Consider the following 18,310-nt stretch of genomic DNA (forward strand, 5'->3'; position numbering starts at 1 on the left):
CTCCGGAAAGGGTGGGCGCAGCCTAGAGGCATCGAAACGGTCGGCATGCGCAAATGCGGCAGGCAACGCCCGTTTTGCGCCGGTCGCGCGCTTCAGTTCTGTGAAAGGCGGGTCGTCAGCCTGTAGAAGTGATGGACCCCTATCGTGGCCGTCCGGGGAAAGACGCGCGACCAGTCCGGTGACACCTGGCGGGTATGATAATGTGTCGCTCCGTCAGTCAGGGGGCGATCGGCGCCACCGGTCATGAGCTTGGCAATCTTGCTGACCCTGCGATAGGCGCGTTGCTCGCTGATGACTTCTTTCTTGCCATCGCAAGTATAGGTGAACTGACAGGCGAACTTGCGTCCCGTACCCTGATTTATCACACCGCAGACAGACCCCGGGAAGCGCGGATTATCGACACGGTTCATGATCACTTCGGCGACCGCAAACTGTCCCTTGACGCTTTCGCCACGGGCCTCGAAGTAAAGGGCTTCGGCCAGGCACTTCCAACCATCACCGAATTTGCGCGGTTTCTGAACGTCCAGCCAATCCCGCGTATAGCGAATGCCGATGCCGACTTCCTCAAGGTATCCGGCGAGGCGGGACTCCGGGATCGTGTTCAACGCCCGCCGTTCATCATTGACCAGCCGGTCGACCTTCGTGTCGGCCAAGGCCATGCCTGAAAACGCCAGAATGAATGCCAGGGCGATGCGTGTCATGCCAACCTCCAGGTTCCTTGCCGGACCAGATCCGTGCAAATACCGGCGCCTCTTACCGAATTTCTGCCCTGCCGTCCAGCTTGGCCCCGGTGAGCCCGGGCTCGACGGGTCAATCGGGGGCACGGATGGCCGCGTTCGCGCCATTCATTCGCAAACGCAACAGCACCGTCCAACCCGGCCAAATCGCCCTTTTAAAGGGGTTCCCGTTTCAAAACGGGCCTGCATCGCAGTGGGCCGCGCATCCCTCAGCCAGTCCTGTCGCGCACCGCGAGCTGTGCCGCGGCAAGCCGCGCGACCGGCACCCGGAAAGGCGAGCACGAGACGTAATCGAACCCCACGCGACGGCAAAAGGCAATCGATTCGGGGTTTCCGCCATGTTCACCGCAGATTGACAGCATGAGTCCGGGATGCGCCTTGCGGGCGCGATCCGCACCAATGCTGAGCAACTCCCCCACGCCTTCGACGTCAAGCGTGTGAAACGGATCCTCCGGATAAACCCCTTGTTGCACGTAATCGGACATGAACCGGCCGGCATCATCACGCGAAAGGCCATATGTCATTTGCGTGAGGTCGTTGGTGCCGAAACTCAGGAATTCGACCAGCGGAGCAATCTCTCCGGCGCGAAGTGCCGCGCGGGGCGTCTCGACCATCACGCCCAGACGGTAGGTGAAGTCCCGGCCGGTCTCGTTACGCACTGCCGCAGCAACAGCGTCGATCCGCGTCTTGACAAGTTCCACCTCCCGGCGTGCCGAAACCAGTGGAATCATGATTTCGGGCACGACCGGTTCGCCTTCCCGGCTGCCTTGCAACGTGGCCTCGAAAATGGCCCGTGATTGCATGTCGTAGATTTCGGGCACGGTAATACCCAGGCGCACACCGCGCATCCCCAGCATCGGATTGTATTCGCCAAGTGCCTCGACACGGCGGGTCACATCCGACATCGGCAGATCCAGCGCCTCGGCCAGTTCCAGCATGCCCGAACGTTCGTGCGGCAGGAATTCATGAAGAGGCGGATCGAAAAGCCGTATACATACAGGCTGTCCCTGCATGATCCGGAACAGATCGGTGAAATCCTCACGCTGCATCGGCAACAGCCGCTCCAGCGCCGCGGCGCGATCCTGGCTGCTGTCGGCGAAGATCATCTCGCGCATGACCGTGAGGCGGTCAGCTTCGAAAAACATGTGCTCTGTCCGGCACAGCCCGATTCCCTGAGCGCGAAAATTGCGGGCCAGCTCGGCATCGGCGGGTGTATCCGCATTGGCGCGCACCCCGATATCGCGGACTTCGTCGGTCCAGTCCATGAGAACGCGAAGTGAGTCGTCGTGGCCCGCGTCCAGCAGAGGGGCCTTGCCCGCCAGAACCTCGCCATTGGAGCCGTCTATCGTGATCACGTCGCCTTCGGCAAAAACGCGCCCGTCGGGGGCGGTAAGCTGCTTGCGCCGGGTCTGGAAGCGAATGTCAGAGGCGCCCACCACGCATGGAAGGCCGATACCGCGCCCGATCACGGCGGCATGGCTGGTCATACCGCCACGTTCCGTCAGCACAGCCACAGCCGCATGCATGCCGCGTATGTCCTCGGGGCTGGTTTCCCGGCGTACAAGAATGCAGGGCTCGTCGCGCGCGGCGGCGGATTGTGCGGCATTCGCCGAAAACACGATCCGGCCCCACGCCGCGCCGGGGCTCGCGGCAACGCCGGTTGCCAGCACATCACGCTGAGCCTCGGGATCGACCTGCCGGTGCAGCATCTCGTTCAGCGCCCTCGGCTCGATCCGCATCAGTGCTTCTTCACGGTTGATGATACCGTCCTGAGCAAGCGCCACGGCAATGCTGACCGCCGCGCGGGCACTGCGTGCCACCCGGACCCCGTCGAGAATAAACAGCTTGCCGTTCTCGATGGTGAACTCGGCTTGCATTTCCTCGCGCAGCTTCTCACGCATCAGGGCGGTGTGCGCCTTCAGTTGCGCGAACGCGTCCGGTGCCAGCTCCTCAAGCGACGGTCCGCGGGGATCACGCTCCAGGTAAAGGGCGTCGGCCCCGCCGCTCAGCGCTTCGCGTCCCTGGGATTGCGACAGGTAGCGGCCGGTTATCTGGCGCGCTCCCGTCTGGCTGTTGACCAGCTGCATCACGCCCGATCCGCATTCTCCCTGCCCCAGCCCGAGCGCCATTTCCTGCACCACAAGGCCCAGCCCCGCATCCGCGGGGGCGCCCTTGGCCTGTCTCAGCAATCGCGCGGTGGTGCCTTCCCATGCCCGGGCCATCGAACGCAGAACTTCGGCCAGTTGAACCGAGGGATCCTGTGGAAATGCCTCTTCGGTCTCGTCCTCGTAGGCTTTCAGCGCTTCGGCAAGTCCGCGCGCGGGGTCGTCGCTCAGGTCGTCGAAGATGTCCGGATCCAGCCGCGACACATGGATCGCATAGGATTGCACGAACCGCATATAGAGTTCCGACGCGGCCCGCTCTCCGAGCCTTTCACAGAGATCGGCGTGGAGGGATGTATTCATGCCGATGTTCAGAACGGCCCGGGGTCCGCCCCAGTCCGGATCCTCCGACGACGGCCTTACACAGAGAAGCGGCGCGGACCCGAACGGCCCCAGGAGCCGATCCATGTCAGGTATCTCTCCGGCGGCGATCGCATGGACCGCATCAAAAGACAATGCAACCGTGCGCGGAACCGGCAGGTCCAGCCTCAGGAGGCGTTGGAGACACTTTGCGCGGCCACCATGTGTATCCGTGCGCATCGGAACGTCCGGTGTGATCAGGGTTATGTCGGGGTCATTTTGCTGCACTGCGGCACCTTCCTTGGTTGGCGCAGCATACGCTTGGTGTCGAGCAAGGCAAGGCCCGGCTTGCGGTGGTCTCAGCCTTCGATTCGGGTCAGATCCGCGGCCTGCGTGCATATCGTGCGGATCCGGTTGAGCAGGTTCAGGCGGTTGCGCCGCAACACCTGATTTCCGGTGTTGATCTGCACCGCCTCGAAGAACGCGTCGATAGGTCCGCGCAACGCCGCCATGGCAGACATGGCCGCGGCGTAATCCTCTGCTTTGAGGGCGGCGGCGATTTGCGGCTCTGCAGTGTCGAGCGCGGTGAAGAGCGCCTTTTCCTCGTCGGTCTCGGCGAATTTCACATCCGCGCCGAAGGAATATTCGACGCCGTCTTTTTCTTCGGCCTGTGTGAGGATGTTGTTGGCCCGCTTGAAGCCCTGCAACAGGTTCTCGCCATCCTCCGTGCTCAGGAACGCCCCAAGCGCGCGGGCGCGGTGGACGAGCAGGGTGAGATCGTCATTACCCTCCATCGCAAGGCAGGCGTCGATCACATCATGGCGGATACCCTCGTCCTTGAGATGGACCTTCAGGCGGTCGTGCAGGAAGGCGAGGAGGTCGATAGAATGATCGAAGATTCTGTAAGAATCTAGGATCGTATAGAAAATAAACTCTTGGATTACATCCCCATCGTTTTCTGGAGAGACATCTTCAGCAGTAAGAGAATGATCGAATGCACCGGTTTTCCAGCGATCAAAATGCTTGAAAAATTGCTCATTGCTTGAGCCACTTTCGGCTATTCTATCATACGCTTGTGTCCCACGTGCCGTTTCCAAATAAGCAAAAATAAAAATGGAAGTTTTTAAAAGAGCTTCCAAAGAGAGCCTATCACCATTCCCCAACACCAACCGGATAACCCCCAACGCCGCGCGGCGCAGCGCGTAGGGATCTTTCGAGCCGGTGGGCTTCTCGTCAATCGCCCAGAAGCCGGTCAGCGTGTCGATCTTGTCGGCGAGCGCCACGGCGACCGAGACAGGCGCGCTTGGCACGGCGTCGCCCGGCCCCAGCGGCTTGTAATGTTCTTCGCAGGCCTCGGGCACACCGTCGTCATGGCCTGCGGCCTGTGCGTAATAGCGGCCCATCAGCCCCTGCAATTCGGGGAACTCGCCGACCATCTCGGATTGCAGGTCGGCCTTGCACACCCTTGCCGCCTCCGCGGCCAGATCGGGTTTGGCGTCCACAAGGGGTGCGATCTCGCGCGCCAGTGCCGCGATGCGCTCCACACGGTCGGCCTGTGATCCCAGCTTGTTGTGGAAGGTCACGTCGCGCAACCCTTCGGCCATGCCTTCGAGGCCCTTTTCCCGCACCGTGCGCAGGTCATTCTCCCAGAAAAATTTCGCGTCGCCCAGCCGTGCCGCCAGCACCTTCTGGTTGCCGGCGAGGATGGTTTCGCCGTGATCGGAGGTCTCGCGGTTGGCGACAGTGACGAATTTCTCGATCCGGCCCGAGCCGGGGTTGCGGACGGAGAAGAATTTCTGATGCTCCTTCATCGAGGTCTGGAGGACCTCCGGCGGCAGGTCGAGGAAGCCGGTGTCGATCCGGCCCATCAGAACCACCGGCCACTCCACGAGGCCGGCAACTTCTGCCAGCAGCCCACGGTCCTCGACCACTTCAAGGCCCGCCGCGAAGGCCTGATTTGTGGCATCCTGCCAGATGTGCTCGGCCCGGGCATCCGCGTCCAGCATGACGAAATCGCGCGTCAGCCTTGTGCGGTAGTCGTCGAATGAACTGACGGCGAAGCGCCCATGCCCCATGAACCGGTGCCCTTCGGTCGTGTTGCCCGTGCGGATACCGTCGAGATCCATGTCCACGACCCGCGCTTCGCCCGCATCATCCGTCAATATGCACAGGATCGAATGCAGCGGCCGCACCCAGCGAAGCGGTGTTGCCCCCCACCGCATCGACTTGGGCCACGGGAAATCCCTGATCACCTGCTCCAGAACTTCGGCGATGATCACCGAGGCCGGGCGGCCGGGTTTCGTGATGGTTGCGAAATAGGCGCGGCCCTTCTTCTCATCGCGCAATTCAAGCGCCTCGCGGCCGATACCGGCGCCGCGCAAGAAACCCTCGATCGCCTTTTCCGGCGCGCCCTCGCGCGGGCCCTTGCGTTCTTCCGTGACGGTCGGGCTTGCATCCGGCAACCCCTGCACCGTCAAAGCCAGCCTCCGTGGCGTGGAGAAGGCAGCGGCCCCCGCATATGTCAGCCCCGCCTCGACGAGCCCGTCCGTCATGCGCTTTTTGAGATCACCCGCGGCCTTCGCCTGCATGCGTGCGGGGATTTCCTCGGAAAAGAGTTCGATCAGGATATCAGGCATGGTGTCAGTACCCTTCGGGCGGTTCCGGACAGTCTTCGGGCGCTGGACGTCCGTCGAAAACGACTTCGCCGCAGTGATTTATCTGGTGCCAGACATAGCCGCGACCGTCGGACATGACGGCGACGACCCTGTCGATTCCGTACTGGATGTTGCGCTGTCCCAGGAAGGCGAGCGCGTCCCCTTCTTCCAGTGCCATGCCGATCTCCTCCGCGTCGAAGCAATCGAACCAGCCGGGCGCGTTCAGTGGTTCCGCCGCTTCGTAGGGCACAAAGGTTTCGGTCAGGAGCGCATGACTTGTCGGTGTCGTGAAACAGGCCCGGTAGCGGATCGGGGAGCTGTCCGCATCGATGGCTTCGAACGCTTCGTACAGCACCGGTTCGGGCTTTCCGGAAACCAGCGAGGTCAGCCGCACATCGCCGTCGCCGGTCGCGCGGACGGGCTCGTAGAAATGATAGACCTGGAGGTAATAAAGGGCCGCCCCTGCCACCAGTGCCGCGATCACGATGATCACCGATAGGATTTTTCCCGTCACTTCGAATGCCCCCCGGCGGCGGTCCGGACATACGCGTCTGCACATTGCCGGGCCAATGTCCGCACCCTCCCGATATAGGCCTGCCGCTCGGTCACGCTGATCACGCCGCGGGCGTCCAGAAGGTTGAAGATATGGCTGGCCTTGATGCATTGATCATACGCGGGATGCGCCATCACGATACGCTGGCCGGTCCTCGGGTCCTGGTCGGGCTGGTTCAGGATCGCCGCACATTCGGCCTCGGCCTCTTCGAAATGGCGCAGCAGAACCTGCGTGTCGGCCACGTCGAAATTCCAGCGTGAATATTCCTGCTCCGTCTGGCGGAACACGTCTCCGTAGCTGAGCGGGATCGGCGCGGCGGGATCGTTGAAGGGCATTTCCATCACGTGATCCACGCCCAGCACGTACATCGCCAGCCGTTCCAGACCATAAGTCAGTTCGCCCGATACGGGATGACAGTCATGCCCGCCCACCTGCTGGAAATAGGTGAACTGGCTGACCTCCATGCCATCGCACCAAACTTCCCATCCAAGGCCCCAGGCGCCCAGTGTGGGGCTTTCCCAGTCATCTTCGACAAAGCGGATGTCATGGGTTTTCATGTTGATGCCGATCGCTTCGAGAGACCCGAGGTAAAGCTCCTGCAGGTCGGGCGGGCTGGGTTTGATCAGCACCTGGAACTGGTAGTAATGTTGCAGGCGGTTGGGATTTTCGCCGTAGCGGCCGTCGGTCGGACGCCGCGACGGCTGCACATAGGCCGCCGCCCAGGGCCGCGTACCAAGGCTTCTCAGCGTGGTGGCGGGATGAAAGGTGCCGGCCCCGACTTCCATGTCATACGGTTGCAGGATCACGCAGCCGCATCCGGCCCAATAGGCCTGAAGACGCAGGATGATATCCTGAAAACTGGTTGGTTTGCCGGAATTTTCGGCCATCTTTTCCCCCGGACAGTGCCGCGAATTTCGCATGCTCTTCCTAGGGCCCCCGCAGGGGAGGGTCAATCACGCGGGGCGCCATATTTTAGGTGCATAGATGCGAGGATTTGGTAAAACTCCCCGAAGTGCAACCAATTCCGGTAACGGCAAAGGTAACCCACGTGATGACAAGATTCATTCTGGCCTCGGTACTATCGGTCCTTCTCGGTGTTCAGACGTTGCAGGCGCAACAGGAGTCGGATCCCGGCGGCGCTTTCTGGGTTCTGATAGAGGCGCAGCCGGGCCTGACGGAGATCACCAATTCCCTGAGAAGATATGACAACCGGCTCGAGGATGTGAACGGTTTCGATCACGGTTCAGGCTGGTACGGTGTTGCCCTGGGACCGTATTCAAGGGCCGATGCCGAACGGGTTCTTGTCACCTATCGCAATCAGGGTCGGATACCGCGTGACAGCTACATCAGCAACGGATCGGACTTCCGGCGTCAGATATGGCCCGTCGGCGCCGAACAGCGCGATCCCGAGCTCGCCAATGCCCCGGCATCCGCGGCTGAAATCGACATCAGGGCGGATGATATTGCCGGAGAACAGTCCGCGGAAGTTGACGCCGCTGAAGCCGATCCCGGTCCCGTCGTGGCGGAGGCGCGCGAGCCTCAAGTCGTGAGGGAGGCCGAGTTGCCGGAAGAAACTCTCGCCGAGGCACGCGCCAGCGAACGCCGCCTGAACCGCGAGGAACGCATGCAGATTCAGATCGCGCTCAAGTGGGCGGGCTACTACGCAGGCCGGATCGACGCCGCGATCGGGCCCGGAACCCGCGCCGCCATGGCGGGGTGGCAGCGGGACAACGCTTTCGATCGCACCGGTGTGCTGACCTCACGGCAGAGGGCGGAACTCTTGCGGCAGTACAACGCAGTTCTCGACGGTCTGGATCTGGCGCTTGTGCGTGACGAGAGGACCGGCATAGAAATGCAGATGCCCACAGCCGAAGTGGCCTTTGCCCGTTACGAGCCGCCTTTCGCACATTTCGATGCCCGCACCGATTTGGGGGCGCGTGTTCTTCTGATCAGTCAGGAGGGCGATCGTGATACGCTCTATGGGCTGTATGACATCATGCAGACACTGGAAATCGTGCCGCAGGACGGCCCGCGATCACGCGAAGGAGACAGTTTCACGCTCGTTGGACGGAACGATCGGATCGTCTCGCATACCGAAGCGACGCTGCGCAACGGTCGGATCAAGGGGTTCACGTTGATCTGGCCGGCCGGCGACGAAGAGCGGCGCACCCGCCTTCTGTCCGAGATGCAGGCCAGTTTCACCCGTCTCCGGGGTGTGCTCGACCCGGCACAGGGTTGGGATGACGATCAGAGTGTCGATCTTGTTTCGGGTCTGGAGATACGCAAGCCCCGCCTGTCGCGTTCGGGTTTTTACGTGGACCGGCGTGGGACAGTCGTGACCACGACCGAGGTTGTGGCGAATTGTGGCCGGATCACCATAAACCATGATTATGCGGCAGAGATCGCGACACGGAATGCCGAACTGGGCATCGCGGTCCTGCGCCCGCGCGAGGCGCTGGCCCCGATGAGCTTTGCCGATTTCCAGCAATCCGTACCGCGACTCAAGTCCGGTGTTGCTGTCGCCGGGTATTCTTATGGAGGTGTCTTGAATGCACCGACGCTTACCTTCGGAAAACTGGCTGATTTGCGCGGCCTCAACGGAGAGGAGGACCTCAAGCGCCTCGCGCTCGCCGCGCTGGAAGGTGACGCCGGCGGGCCGGTGATGGATACCGGTGGCGCGGTTCTGGGCATGCTCCTGCCGGAGACGGGAGGAGAACGCAAACTGCCCGAGGATGTCAGTTTCGCCGCCGATTCCCGGGCTGTGCTGAAGGTTCTGCGAGAGGCGGGTGTTTCACCGTCAGCGACCTCCGAGATAGACGACGTCGCACCGGCGGACCTGAGCGACCGCGCCAATGGCATGACAGTTCTGGTCAGCTGCTGGGATTGATCGCCGGCCCGGTCGGGCGTGGCCCGGGCGGGGTTGAAGGAACGGGATGACCTTGCCGCAAGTTCCGGTTAAGAGCGGGCGACCACGTTCCCTTGGATCTGTCCGCATATGACCAAACGCCAGGCAAAAAAGCGCGCGCCGCTGTTTTCCGTCGAAGACCGCGACAACCTGAGCTGGCTGTGGGCGCATTATTTGCGCAAGCGCGCACCGCTTCTTGGTCTGGTGCTGGCCATGATCCTCGTGCAGGGGCTCGTTTACCAGCAATTCCTGTCGCTTACGGAAACCGGCCTCCGGGTGATCTTCGAAAGTGGCGACGTTGCCGAACTGGCGTTGGTTTGCGTGGTGGTGTTTTTCCTTTTTGCCGTTCGCGGCCTGATGTCGTTCCTTGTGCCACTGGTCACCGTGCGGGTGAGCAACGCCGCGATCTACGAGATGCGGCGCGATCTGCTTGCACATTTGATGTCTCTCGACCTTGCCTTTTTCGAGCGCACCAAATCGGGCGAGATAATCCAGAAATTCGTCACACAGACCCAACAGCTGGGTGTCTTCGTCGGCCAGGCCACGGCTGCGGCGGTGCGTGATGCTGTGACTGTTTTCATCGTGTCGGGCTACCTGATCTACAAGAATGCGATCCTGTTCGGTGCTGCCGTCGTGATCCTGCCCTTCATCATCTGGATCATGAATTATGTCTCGGATCGCATCAAGCAGGGTCAGACCGATGCCGAAGCGGCGCTTGGCGATTACATGAATGGTATCGAAGAGACGATGAACGGCATGCGAACCGTCAAGATCTCGAGCCAGGAAGACATGGAAACCTCGAGGCTGCTCAAGGGCACGGCATCCATCCGTGATCTTTTGACCCGTGTGCAGACAACCCAGGCATTGATGCTGCCGGCGATAGATCTGTCATCGGCTTTCGTCTATGTTCTGGTGATCGGCGGCGGGGGTTACATGGTTCTCAGCCCCGGTTTCGACATGGACGGCGCGGGCATCATCACCTTCCTGCTCGGCATGGTCATGATTTTCGATCCAGCGAGGCTGCTCGCGCAGTTCTTTGCCCAGCTTCAGGCCAATCTGGTCCTGTTGTCGCGGATCCGTGCGCTTTACGACGAGGCCGCGACAATCAATGACGCCCCGGACGCGGTGGAAAGTTTCGATACCTCCGGAGACATCGTGCTGGAGGATGTGCATTTTTCCTACAGTCCCGATCAGCCGCTTTTCGAGGGGCTCGACATGACCTTTGCGGGCGGGCGCGTTTCGGCGATCGTCGGTGCGACCGGATCCGGCAAGACAACGATCCTGTCACTTCTGTCACGGCTTTACGATGTCGGGTCCGGACGGATCACAATCGGGGGGCAACCCATTGATCAGCTGAAGGTTTCGGCCTTGCGGCGCGCTTTCTCGGTCGTGGCGCAGGATATCGTGATCTTCAACAATTCGATCTGGGAGAATATCCGCTACGTGAAGCCGGAGGCGAGCGAGGCAGAGATATGGGAGGCTGCTGAGAATGCCGAGATCGCCGATTTGATCCGTCGGCGGGGCGATGCGCCGGTCGGTCCCAAGGGTGCGCAGCTTTCCGGCGGGCAGAAGCAGCGGATTGCCATTGCGCGTGCTTTTCTGCGCGATGCGCCTGTTCTGTTGCTGGACGAAGCGACGTCAGCCCTCGATCAGGCCACGGAGGCGCGGATCAAGTCCGCGCTTGGCCGGCTGACCAGGGGAAGAACCACGATCATAGTCGCGCACAGGCTGTCCTCGATCTCGGACGCCGACACCATTTTCGTGCTGGAAGCCGGGCAACTGGTCGAGAAGGGCCATCATGAGGACCTGCTTGACCAAGGCGGGCTTTATGCGCAACTCTACAGGGCCCAGAAACGCGGCTACGATGCGGCCTGACCGGCGCTAGTCCACGGCTCGGATGAGCTTGCGCTCCAGAACCCGCAGTACGGTCTTCAGGTCATGACCGCGCTTCAGGATCTGTCCGTCCATGCCGATCACGGCATATTGTCCCTGACGGTTGCGCAGTTCGGGCCGTTTTTCGATCCGGTATAATGGATGTTCCGCCGTGCGCCGGAAAACCGAGAAGATGGCAACATGTTTCAAGCAGGAAATCCCGTAGTCGCGCCATTCCCCGGCAGCCACCATGCGGCCGTACAAGGACAGGATCACCCCCAACTCACTGCGGTGAAAGGCAACCTCGGTTATCGCGTGGGGCGTCGGGACCGATGCGTGAGAATGGGTTGTCATGCGCACAGACTTGCTGCAAGCAAAGCTGAAATCAAGCGAATTCAGCGCCACCCCCGGCCTGTTGGCAGGATCGGGCATCGGTTTTCGGTTGGGCTTGCAGCCCGTCGGGCCGGTCAGGCGAAGCGTCCCTGACAGAACCAGCCGGGGCTCATCGTGCCGCCGTGAGCGTAGAACAACCACAGACGCGTGCCATTGTCGGTCACCACCTGCCAGTAATCACGTACGCCGCTGCGCCAATTGACATCGTCCAGCCACCATTCCGGCGCTATCCGTTCGGGCCCCGTGGCGGCGCGGGCTTCATGCATGCGTCCGCGCCAACGAAACCGCGCCGGTGGGGCCGGGGTGTCGGGGGCATTCACCGGCTCGGGCCGCCACATCATCAGCGGTCGCGGCGCTGGCGGCGCGGGCCAGTGGCCGGGGGCCGGATCGGACCAGGCAGCGGCCAGGATCATCGCGGATTTTTCCGGGATGTGGCTGTTGGCAGGGTGACGCCGGGTAATTGCCTCCAGCCCGATCCGTGCCCCGATGCGGCCCATCAGCTCTTCGGTTCCGGCCTTGCGTGCCAGCCTGTCCTGCACGGCCTTCCCGGCCATGACATGCCCGGTTGGCGCGCGCTCGTGAACCGGTTCCACGCGTGTCGCTTCCAGGCGCAGCGTGTCGATACCGAAACCGGCATCCATCCCGGCAATCTTCATTGCCAGCAGTGGCCGGATATGTTCGGGCCGGTCTGCGGCACGCGCCAGCCCCACCTCGACAGCCTGTACCGTGTCGTCTGTGCGCAGGGCTTGCAGGCGAACTGCCCGCGCGCCCTGACCCTTGTCGCTCAGCAACTTGCAGAGCCGCGGGAGCAGCCGGTCCAGTGCCGCCAGGATATCATCACTGAGGCCGACAGGTTCGGGCAGGCTCAACCGCGTGACATAGCGCGGCTGCGGCTGTTCCGGCGAGATCGGCTCGGGCACCTGGCCAAGCGCCTGATCCAGACGAAGCACCAGATCACGCCCGAACCGCCGTGCCAGTGGTGCGCGCGGCTGTCCGATGAGATCTCCGATACGGCGCAATCCCAGCCGGGAAAGCTGCGCCACCACCTCCTTTTCCAGCCTCAGCGCGGCCACCGGCAGGCCGGCCAGCGCCCCATGGGTTTGTCCGGGCGGCGCGATACGCCTTGCGCCCCCTGACCCGTGAAACAGCGCGGGCTCCGTGTCACTTCGTTTCCGGTGGCGGTTCCTGGCGGCACGTGATCGGGTGGCCCGGGCTTCCTGGTCGATGGCGTCCCCTGACCTGTCCGTCGTCGTGGCCGCGCCGGCGAACCTTGCCAGGGCCCAGGCCGCACCCGGCGTATCGGCAAGCCCGCAAATTGCGCTGAGCCCCATTTCCTCAGCATCATGCACCAGTCGTGTCATCAGCCCGGGTTCACCGCCGAAAAGGTGCGCGCAGCCGGTGATATCGAGCACCAGCCCCCCGGGGGCCTGGGCCGCCACCCAGGGCGAGAAACGCCCGGCCCACCGAACCAGCGCGCACATGAAGTCCGCTTCGGCCTGCGGATCCTGCAGCCAGGTCACCAGCTCCGGGCAGATCGCCTGCGCATCCCGAAGTGCCTGTCCCTGATGCAGCCCCGCCGCCATGGCGTCTTTCGACAACGAGGACAGGATTTGCGCCTGTCCGTCCTCGGCAACCACCGCAAAAGGAATGTCTGTGAGCTTGTCGAGGCGGCGCAAGAGGCGTTCAGCCCCGAGATATGGAAACCAGACGGAAAGGATGCGGCGGGCGTGCATGAAGGTATTTGTTCGCTGTTTGTTCCGAAGGTAGATCACCGCGTTGCCGGAGTCGAGTCGAGCGGTGATGGACCGTTCGGCGCAGTCAGCCGCACCAGATGCGCGTGATCCGCTGATTCTCGTCCACCGATAGGTTCAGCCGTTCGGGACGGTGATCCATCGTCCTCATGGCATTCGGCGGAAGAATACGGACCGGTCCTTCACGCGCTCCCGGGTCGAATGCATCGCGCGGCTGGCCCACGAGATGCCGCAGTTCCGACGCGCCGCAGCGTCCGGTCTCGGCGGTGCTTGCGGAATCTGCCCCGCTCTGCGCCCCGGGCCGGCAGGCCGCGAGCATCAGCGCCCAGCAAAGCAAAAGTGTGATCCTTCGCATTCACGCGTTCCGGTCTGTCTATGCGTCAATCCGGGTGCAGCATCGTAATTTCGTCGTGCCCGCGCAAGCAGGGGTCGCGTGCGTATTGAAATGATGCAAGCTTTCGCTCACAGTTCGGCCAAACCAACGGGAGGACATCAGGAATGCGCACCACAGCCGCAGTCGCCCTCGAAGCGGGCAAGCCGCTCGAGATCATGGAAGTCAACCTCGATGGCCCGAAGGAGGGCGAGGTTCTCGTGGAGGTTAAGGCCACCGGCTTGTGCCACACTGACGATTTCACCCTTTCGGGCGCCGATCCGGAGGGTGCTTTTCCCGCCATCCTCGGCCATGAAGGGGCCGGCGTGGTTGTCGAGGTTGGTCCCGGCGTCAAATCGCTACAGCCGGGGGATCATGTGATTCCGCTCTACACCCCCGAATGCCGCGAATGTGAATACTGCCTGAACCCCAAGACCAACCTGTGCCAGAAGATCCGTTCGACGCAGGGGCAGGGTGTGATGCCCGACGGAACCTCGCGGTTTTCCTTCACCGATGGAACACCGATCCTGCATTACATGGGATGCTCGACCTTCTCGAACCATACCGTCCTGCCCGAGATCGCGCTGGCCAAGGTGCGGCGTGATGCCCCCTTCGACAAGATCTGCTATATCGGATGCGGTGTGACCACCGGCATCGGCGCCGTGATCAACACGGCAAAGGTCGAGATAGGATCGACGGCGATTGTCTTCGGTCTTGGCGGCATCGGCCTCAATGTGATCCAGGGGTTGCGCCTGGCGGGGGCCGATCAGATCGTGGGGGTTGACCTGAATCCTGCGAAAAAGCCCATGGCGGACCGGTTCGGCATGACCGATTTCGTCAACCCTGAAGACGTGGATGGTGATCTGGTCGCGCATCTGGTCGAGCTGACGGGCGGCGGCGGCGACTATACTTTCGACGCGACCGGCAACGTGCAGGTGATGCGCGCGGCGCTCGAATCGGCCCACAAGGGCTGGGGTGAGAGCGTGATCATAGGCGTGGCGCCCGCCGGGGCCGAGATCGCGACCCGTCCCTTCCAGCTGGTGACAGGCCGGGTCTGGCGCGGGACCGCATTCGGTGGTGCTTCGGGGCGCACCGACGTGCCGCAGATCGTCGACTGGTACATGGACGGCAAGATCGAGATCGACCCGATGATCACCCACACGCTCAAGCTCGACGAGATCAACAAAGGCTTCGATATGATGCATGCGGGCGAGTCGATCCGCTCGGTTGTCGTTTATTGATATCGTGCAGGGGCAGGATCGCCCTACTCTCCGGCCGGTTTCCCGCGGGGGTGCACAGAAATCTGTGCGCCCCCGCACCTTGTATCGCCCCCTCACCTGGTTACTTGTGTGCCGACTGCAATGCGATTCCGGAGGCTATACATGAGCAATGAAAATTATACCCCGCCAAAGGTCTGGACCTGGGAAGAGGAAAGCGGGGGAACCTTCGCCTCCACCAACCGGCCGGTGGCCGGCGCCACCCACGACAAGGATCTGCCGGTCGGCGAACACCCCTTTCAACTCTATTCGCTCGCCACGCCCAACGGCGTCAAGATCACGGTGATGTTCGAAGAGTTGCTGGCCGAAGGACATGATGCCGAGTACGACGCCTGGCTGATCAGGATCGGAGACGGTGAACAGTTCGGCAGCGGTTTCGTGGAGATCAACCCCAACTCGAAGATCCCCGCCATGGTCGACCACACCGGTCCCGAGCCGCTGCGGGTCTTCGAAAGTGGTGCGATCCTGCTGCACCTGGCAGAGAAGTTCGGAGCGTTCCTGCCTGCAAGCGGACCGGGCCGGACCGAAGTGATCAACTGGCTGATGTGGCAGATGGGCAGCGCGCCCTATCTGGGTGGAGGCTTCGGGCATTTCTATGCCTATGCGCCCTGGAAGATGAAATACCCGATCGACCGCTTTGCGATGGAAACGAAACGACAACTCGACGTGCTGGACCGGGAACTTGCCGACAGGCCCTACATAGCCGGTGATGACTACAGCATCGCGGACATGGCGATCTGGCCCTGGTACGGCAATCTCGCGCTCGGCCGGGCCTACGGCGATGCGGCAACGTTTCTGGCCACGCATGAATACGAGAATGTGATGGCCTGGGCAAAGAGGATCGACGCCCGACCGGCGGTTCAGCGAGGTCGCAAGGTCAACAGGACGTTCGGCGAACCCCATGAACAGTTGCACGAGCGTCATTCGGCTGCCGATTTCGACACCAGGACACAGGACAAGATTGGCGATGAAGCCTGAAAGGGTTTCTATGACCGCTGTGATCGGTCATCAATGTCTTGAGAGGGAAACCATTCATGCCTGATCGTACTCCGCTCCTGGCTGTCTTGATCGATGCTGACAACACCTCGCCCAAGTGGACCCGCGCGGTTTTCGAGGAAATCGCGGCCATGGGGGAGGCAAGCGTGCGGCGGTGTTACGGTGATTTCTCTTCGCAACAGATGGCGGGATGGAACAAGGTCCAGGCCGAGTTCGGCCTGGTTCCGCATCATCAGCCGGCAAACACAGTGGGCAAGAATGCAAGCGACATCGCCCTCGTGATCGACGCGATGGACCTGATGCATTCGGGCCGCTTCGACGGTTTTGTTCTGGTCAGTTCCGACAGTGATTTCACCCGTCTCGCCAGTCGCATCCGCGAACAGGGGCTCGAAGTTTACGGGATTGGCGCGCGCAAGACTCCCGAGGCATTCCGCAAGGCCTGCAAGCGTTTCATCTACCTGGAAAACCTGGGGGATGAGGCGCCCGAAAAGGCCAGTCCGCGGGGTGACAAGAACCTCAACGAGGCGCGTGACCTTCTTTTCAAGGCGATGGACAGCCTCGATCAGGACAGTGAATGGTTTGCACTGGGTCGGCTGGGTCAGCAAGTGACCGCAGCCAATCCCGATTTCGACACGCGCAGTTACGGCCACAAGAAACTCAGCGATCTCGTGGGCGCCATCAGGGTTCTGGAAACCCGGCGCGAAGGCAATCAGCTCATGGTGCGGCGGGTGGATTGACCCCGTCCCATGACCCGTGTCAGCCCGCCTGGCGCTGCCGCCAGAGCGTGAACAGGCCCGCTCCGACGATCAGGCCCGCCCCGACTGCCACATTGGTGCGGATCGCCTCGCTGAACACCAGAACGCCGATTGCACTGCCGAAAACCAGTTGAAGATAGGCAAAAGGCTGTACCGAGCTGGCCTCGGCGACCTCGTAGCACTTGATCAGGGTCCAGTGACCGAGGGCTCCGGTAAGGCAGAGGCCACCCATCCATGCCCAATCGGGGCCGGTCATCGGCTCCCAGAACCAGACACCGACCGCCGTCATCGCCATCGCCCCCACGGTGCCGGTCCAGAAAAAGCTGGTCGCGGTGGTATCACGCCGGGCCGCATAGCGTGTCAGAAGCCCGTAGAGCGCGAACATCAGCGCCGCGATCAGAGGCACCACGGCCTGTGGCTTGAATACACCGAAGCCGGGCTGCAGGATGATCAGGACCCCGACAAATCCCACTGCGATCGCCGCCCAGCGGCGCCAGCCCACATGCTCGCCCAGGATCGGCCCCGACAGCGCGGCGATGAGCAACGGATAGCAGGTGAAGACCGCGTGGCTTTCCACCAGCCCGAGAAGGGTAAAGCCCAGGACCATGACGCATATCTCGGATACCAGAAGCACCGCCCGAAACGCCTGCAGCAAGGGCTGTGTTGTGGCCGCCGCGGCACGGAGGCCGCCGGCCTTGCGCCCCGCCACGGTGATCACGAAGGCAGCAAAGAACCAGTAGCGGATCATCACCACCATGAAGACGTTGTATTCCCCCGCCAGATGGCGGGAAATACCATCCTGCATGGCAAAAACGAATGTTGTCGCCACCATCAGCAGGATTCCCAGACGGGTATTCTGTTCGGTCATGTCCCGGGCTCCATCACCGCCCGGGTCATATGGCGTTTGCGCCCGAAGCCAGGCACGCGTTCGACCGAAAAACCGGCCTTGGCCAGTCCCCGGCGGACATGTCCCGCCGCGGTATAGGTGGCCACAGTGCCGCCCGGTGACGTGTGGTCCGCAACCGCGGCAAGAAGCGGTGTTTCCCACATTTCAGGATTCTTCGAGGGGGCAAACCCGTCAAGGAACCATGCATCGGCGCGGCCGGTCCAGCCCGGGAGGCTGCGCCGTGCATCACCCGGCACGAGCCTGAATTCCAGATCACGAAGCGAGATCCGGCGCTTGTCCGCATGCCAGAATGGCGCCAGTTCCGCGATCAACTCGGCCAATTCCGGAAACCGGCTCTGGGCACGGATCATGTCCGTGGCCTTCATCGGAAAAGCCTCGAAGGCGGTGTAGGTCAAGCGCCCGGCCCGCCCCGAATGCCGCCAAGCCTGAATTGCCGTCAGCAGGTTCAGCCCTGTGCCAAAGCCGAGTTCGGCGATTCGGAACCCTTCGCGAAACCGCGCTGGCAGGTCATTACCGCCAAGAAATACATGCCGTGTTTCAGCCAACCCGTCGCCAAGGTTGTAGTAAGGATCGTCGAAGCGGGCCGAAACAGGTATGTCGCCCGCCCGCCATTCCAGTTCGATCCGCTGGTCCTGCATCGGCGCTTCCTCTAGGCTGTAACAGGGACGCGGCGACCAT

General features: G+C 62.2%; 15 protein-coding genes. 5 read left to right on the forward strand and 10 right to left on the reverse strand.

Going from position 1 to position 18,310, the window contains the following annotated elements; all coding sequences use genetic code 11:
* Positions 1–92 precede the first annotated feature (92 nt).
* From DQW77_RS03590 to DQW77_RS03610, 5 genes are all read right to left on the reverse strand, one after another.
* On the reverse strand, positions 93–701 hold the full coding sequence (locus DQW77_RS03590; RefSeq protein WP_113256832.1) for a cell wall hydrolase: 609 nt from the start codon (positions 699–701) through the stop codon (positions 93–95).
* A gap of 245 nt (positions 702–946) precedes the next feature.
* Positions 947–3,487 (reverse strand): putative PEP-binding protein, encoded by a 2,541-nt coding sequence (locus DQW77_RS03595; protein WP_113256833.1) that lies wholly within the window; start codon positions 3,485–3,487, stop codon positions 947–949.
* Positions 3,488–3,558: 71 nt separating this feature from the next.
* Positions 3,559–5,835: a glycine--tRNA ligase subunit beta gene (gene glyS, locus DQW77_RS03600; RefSeq protein WP_113256834.1), complete on the reverse strand. Its 2,277-nt coding sequence runs from the start codon at positions 5,833–5,835 to the stop codon at positions 3,559–3,561.
* A 4-nt stretch (positions 5,836–5,839) separates the two neighbouring features.
* Positions 5,840–6,367, reverse strand: coding sequence for a DUF6446 family protein (locus tag DQW77_RS03605; protein ID WP_258523656.1), 528 nt, complete (start codon positions 6,365–6,367; stop codon positions 5,840–5,842).
* Positions 6,364–7,293 (reverse strand): glycine--tRNA ligase subunit alpha, encoded by a 930-nt coding sequence (locus tag DQW77_RS03610; RefSeq protein ID WP_113256836.1) that lies wholly within the window; start codon positions 7,291–7,293, stop codon positions 6,364–6,366. Before DQW77_RS03610 ends, DQW77_RS03605 begins: the two co-directional genes overlap by 4 nt.
* Before the next feature lie 164 nt (positions 7,294–7,457).
* Between DQW77_RS03610 and DQW77_RS03615 the strand changes: the two genes are divergently transcribed.
* Positions 7,458–9,293 (forward strand): trypsin-like peptidase domain-containing protein, encoded by a 1,836-nt coding sequence (locus DQW77_RS03615; RefSeq protein ID WP_113256837.1) that lies wholly within the window; start codon positions 7,458–7,460, stop codon positions 9,291–9,293.
* 108 nt (positions 9,294–9,401) lie between these two features.
* A complete protein-coding gene (locus DQW77_RS03620) occupies positions 9,402–11,186 on the forward strand; it encodes an ABC transporter ATP-binding protein (protein ID WP_113256838.1) in 1,785 nt (594 codons plus the stop codon).
* Positions 11,187–11,192: 6 nt separating this feature from the next.
* Here DQW77_RS03620 and DQW77_RS03625 read toward each other — a convergent pair whose 3' ends face one another.
* The 3 genes from DQW77_RS03625 to DQW77_RS03635 all read right to left on the reverse strand — a co-directional run bounded on the left by DQW77_RS03625 (position 11,193) and on the right by DQW77_RS03635 (position 13,682).
* Positions 11,193–11,537, reverse strand: a complete 345-nt coding sequence (locus tag DQW77_RS03625) for a DUF2794 domain-containing protein (RefSeq protein ID WP_113256993.1) — start codon at positions 11,535–11,537, stop codon at positions 11,193–11,195.
* Between the two features lie 113 nt (positions 11,538–11,650).
* Entirely contained in the window at positions 11,651–13,309 is a 1,659-nt protein-coding gene (locus tag DQW77_RS03630) for a DNA polymerase Y family protein (RefSeq protein WP_113256839.1), read from the reverse strand.
* Between the two features lie 85 nt (positions 13,310–13,394).
* Positions 13,395–13,682: an I78 family peptidase inhibitor gene (locus DQW77_RS03635; protein WP_258523657.1), complete on the reverse strand. Its 288-nt coding sequence runs from the start codon at positions 13,680–13,682 to the stop codon at positions 13,395–13,397.
* Between the two features lie 143 nt (positions 13,683–13,825).
* On the opposite strand from DQW77_RS03635, the gene DQW77_RS03640 reads away from it, so the two are divergent.
* The 3 genes from DQW77_RS03640 to DQW77_RS03650 all read left to right on the forward strand — a co-directional run bounded on the left by DQW77_RS03640 (position 13,826) and on the right by DQW77_RS03650 (position 16,707).
* Positions 13,826–14,938, forward strand: a complete 1,113-nt coding sequence (locus DQW77_RS03640; RefSeq protein ID WP_113256840.1) for an S-(hydroxymethyl)glutathione dehydrogenase/class III alcohol dehydrogenase — start codon at positions 13,826–13,828, stop codon at positions 14,936–14,938.
* Positions 14,939–15,079: 141 nt separating this feature from the next.
* Positions 15,080–15,952 (forward strand): glutathione-dependent disulfide-bond oxidoreductase, encoded by an 873-nt coding sequence (gene yghU, locus DQW77_RS03645; RefSeq protein WP_113256841.1) that lies wholly within the window; start codon positions 15,080–15,082, stop codon positions 15,950–15,952.
* A 56-nt stretch (positions 15,953–16,008) separates the two neighbouring features.
* Positions 16,009–16,707: an NYN domain-containing protein gene (locus DQW77_RS03650; protein ID WP_113256842.1), complete on the forward strand. Its 699-nt coding sequence runs from the start codon at positions 16,009–16,011 to the stop codon at positions 16,705–16,707.
* A 19-nt stretch (positions 16,708–16,726) separates the two neighbouring features.
* Here DQW77_RS03650 and DQW77_RS03655 read toward each other — a convergent pair whose 3' ends face one another.
* The gene (locus DQW77_RS03655; protein ID WP_113256843.1) at positions 16,727–17,593 is read right to left on the reverse strand and encodes a DMT family transporter; all 867 of its coding nucleotides are present in this window, start codon (positions 17,591–17,593) and stop codon (positions 16,727–16,729) included.
* On the reverse strand, positions 17,590–18,270 hold the full coding sequence (gene mnmD / locus DQW77_RS03660; RefSeq protein ID WP_113256844.1) for a tRNA (5-methylaminomethyl-2-thiouridine)(34)-methyltransferase MnmD: 681 nt from the start codon (positions 18,268–18,270) through the stop codon (positions 17,590–17,592). Before mnmD ends, DQW77_RS03655 begins: the two co-directional genes overlap by 4 nt.
* Between the last annotated feature and the right edge of the window lie 40 nt (positions 18,271–18,310).

This window comes from Roseovarius sp. TE539 (assembly GCF_003298505.1).
GTDB lineage: Bacteria > Pseudomonadota > Alphaproteobacteria > Rhodobacterales > Rhodobacteraceae > Roseovarius.

Bases quoted from the DNA above. Each gene is read 5' to 3' on its own strand.
- DQW77_RS03590 (WP_113256832.1), bottom strand. From the start codon at position 701: ATGACACGCATCGCCCTGGCATTCATTCTGGCGTTTTCAGGCATGGCC.
- glyS (WP_113256834.1), bottom strand. From the start codon at position 5,835: ATGCCTGATATCCTGATCGAACTCTTTTCCGAGGAAATCCCCGCACGC.
- DQW77_RS03610 (WP_113256836.1), bottom strand. From the start codon at position 7,293: ATGGCCGAAAATTCCGGCAAACCAACCAGTTTTCAGGATATCATCCTG.
- DQW77_RS03615 (WP_113256837.1), top strand. From the start codon at position 7,458: ATGACAAGATTCATTCTGGCCTCGGTACTATCGGTCCTTCTCGGTGTT.
- DQW77_RS03620 (WP_113256838.1), top strand. From the start codon at position 9,402: ATGACCAAACGCCAGGCAAAAAAGCGCGCGCCGCTGTTTTCCGTCGAA.
- DQW77_RS03625 (WP_113256993.1), bottom strand. From the start codon at position 11,537: ATGACAACCCATTCTCACGCATCGGTCCCGACGCCCCACGCGATAACC.
- DQW77_RS03630 (WP_113256839.1), bottom strand. From the start codon at position 13,309: ATGCACGCCCGCCGCATCCTTTCCGTCTGGTTTCCATATCTCGGGGCT.
- DQW77_RS03635 (WP_258523657.1), bottom strand. From the start codon at position 13,682: ATGCGAAGGATCACACTTTTGCTTTGCTGGGCGCTGATGCTCGCGGCC.
- DQW77_RS03640 (WP_113256840.1), top strand. From the start codon at position 13,826: ATGCGCACCACAGCCGCAGTCGCCCTCGAAGCGGGCAAGCCGCTCGAG.
- yghU (WP_113256841.1), top strand. From the start codon at position 15,080: ATGAGCAATGAAAATTATACCCCGCCAAAGGTCTGGACCTGGGAAGAG.
- DQW77_RS03650 (WP_113256842.1), top strand. From the start codon at position 16,009: ATGCCTGATCGTACTCCGCTCCTGGCTGTCTTGATCGATGCTGACAAC.
- DQW77_RS03655 (WP_113256843.1), bottom strand. From the start codon at position 17,593: ATGACCGAACAGAATACCCGTCTGGGAATCCTGCTGATGGTGGCGACA.
- mnmD (WP_113256844.1), bottom strand. From the start codon at position 18,270: ATGCAGGACCAGCGGATCGAACTGGAATGGCGGGCGGGCGACATACCT.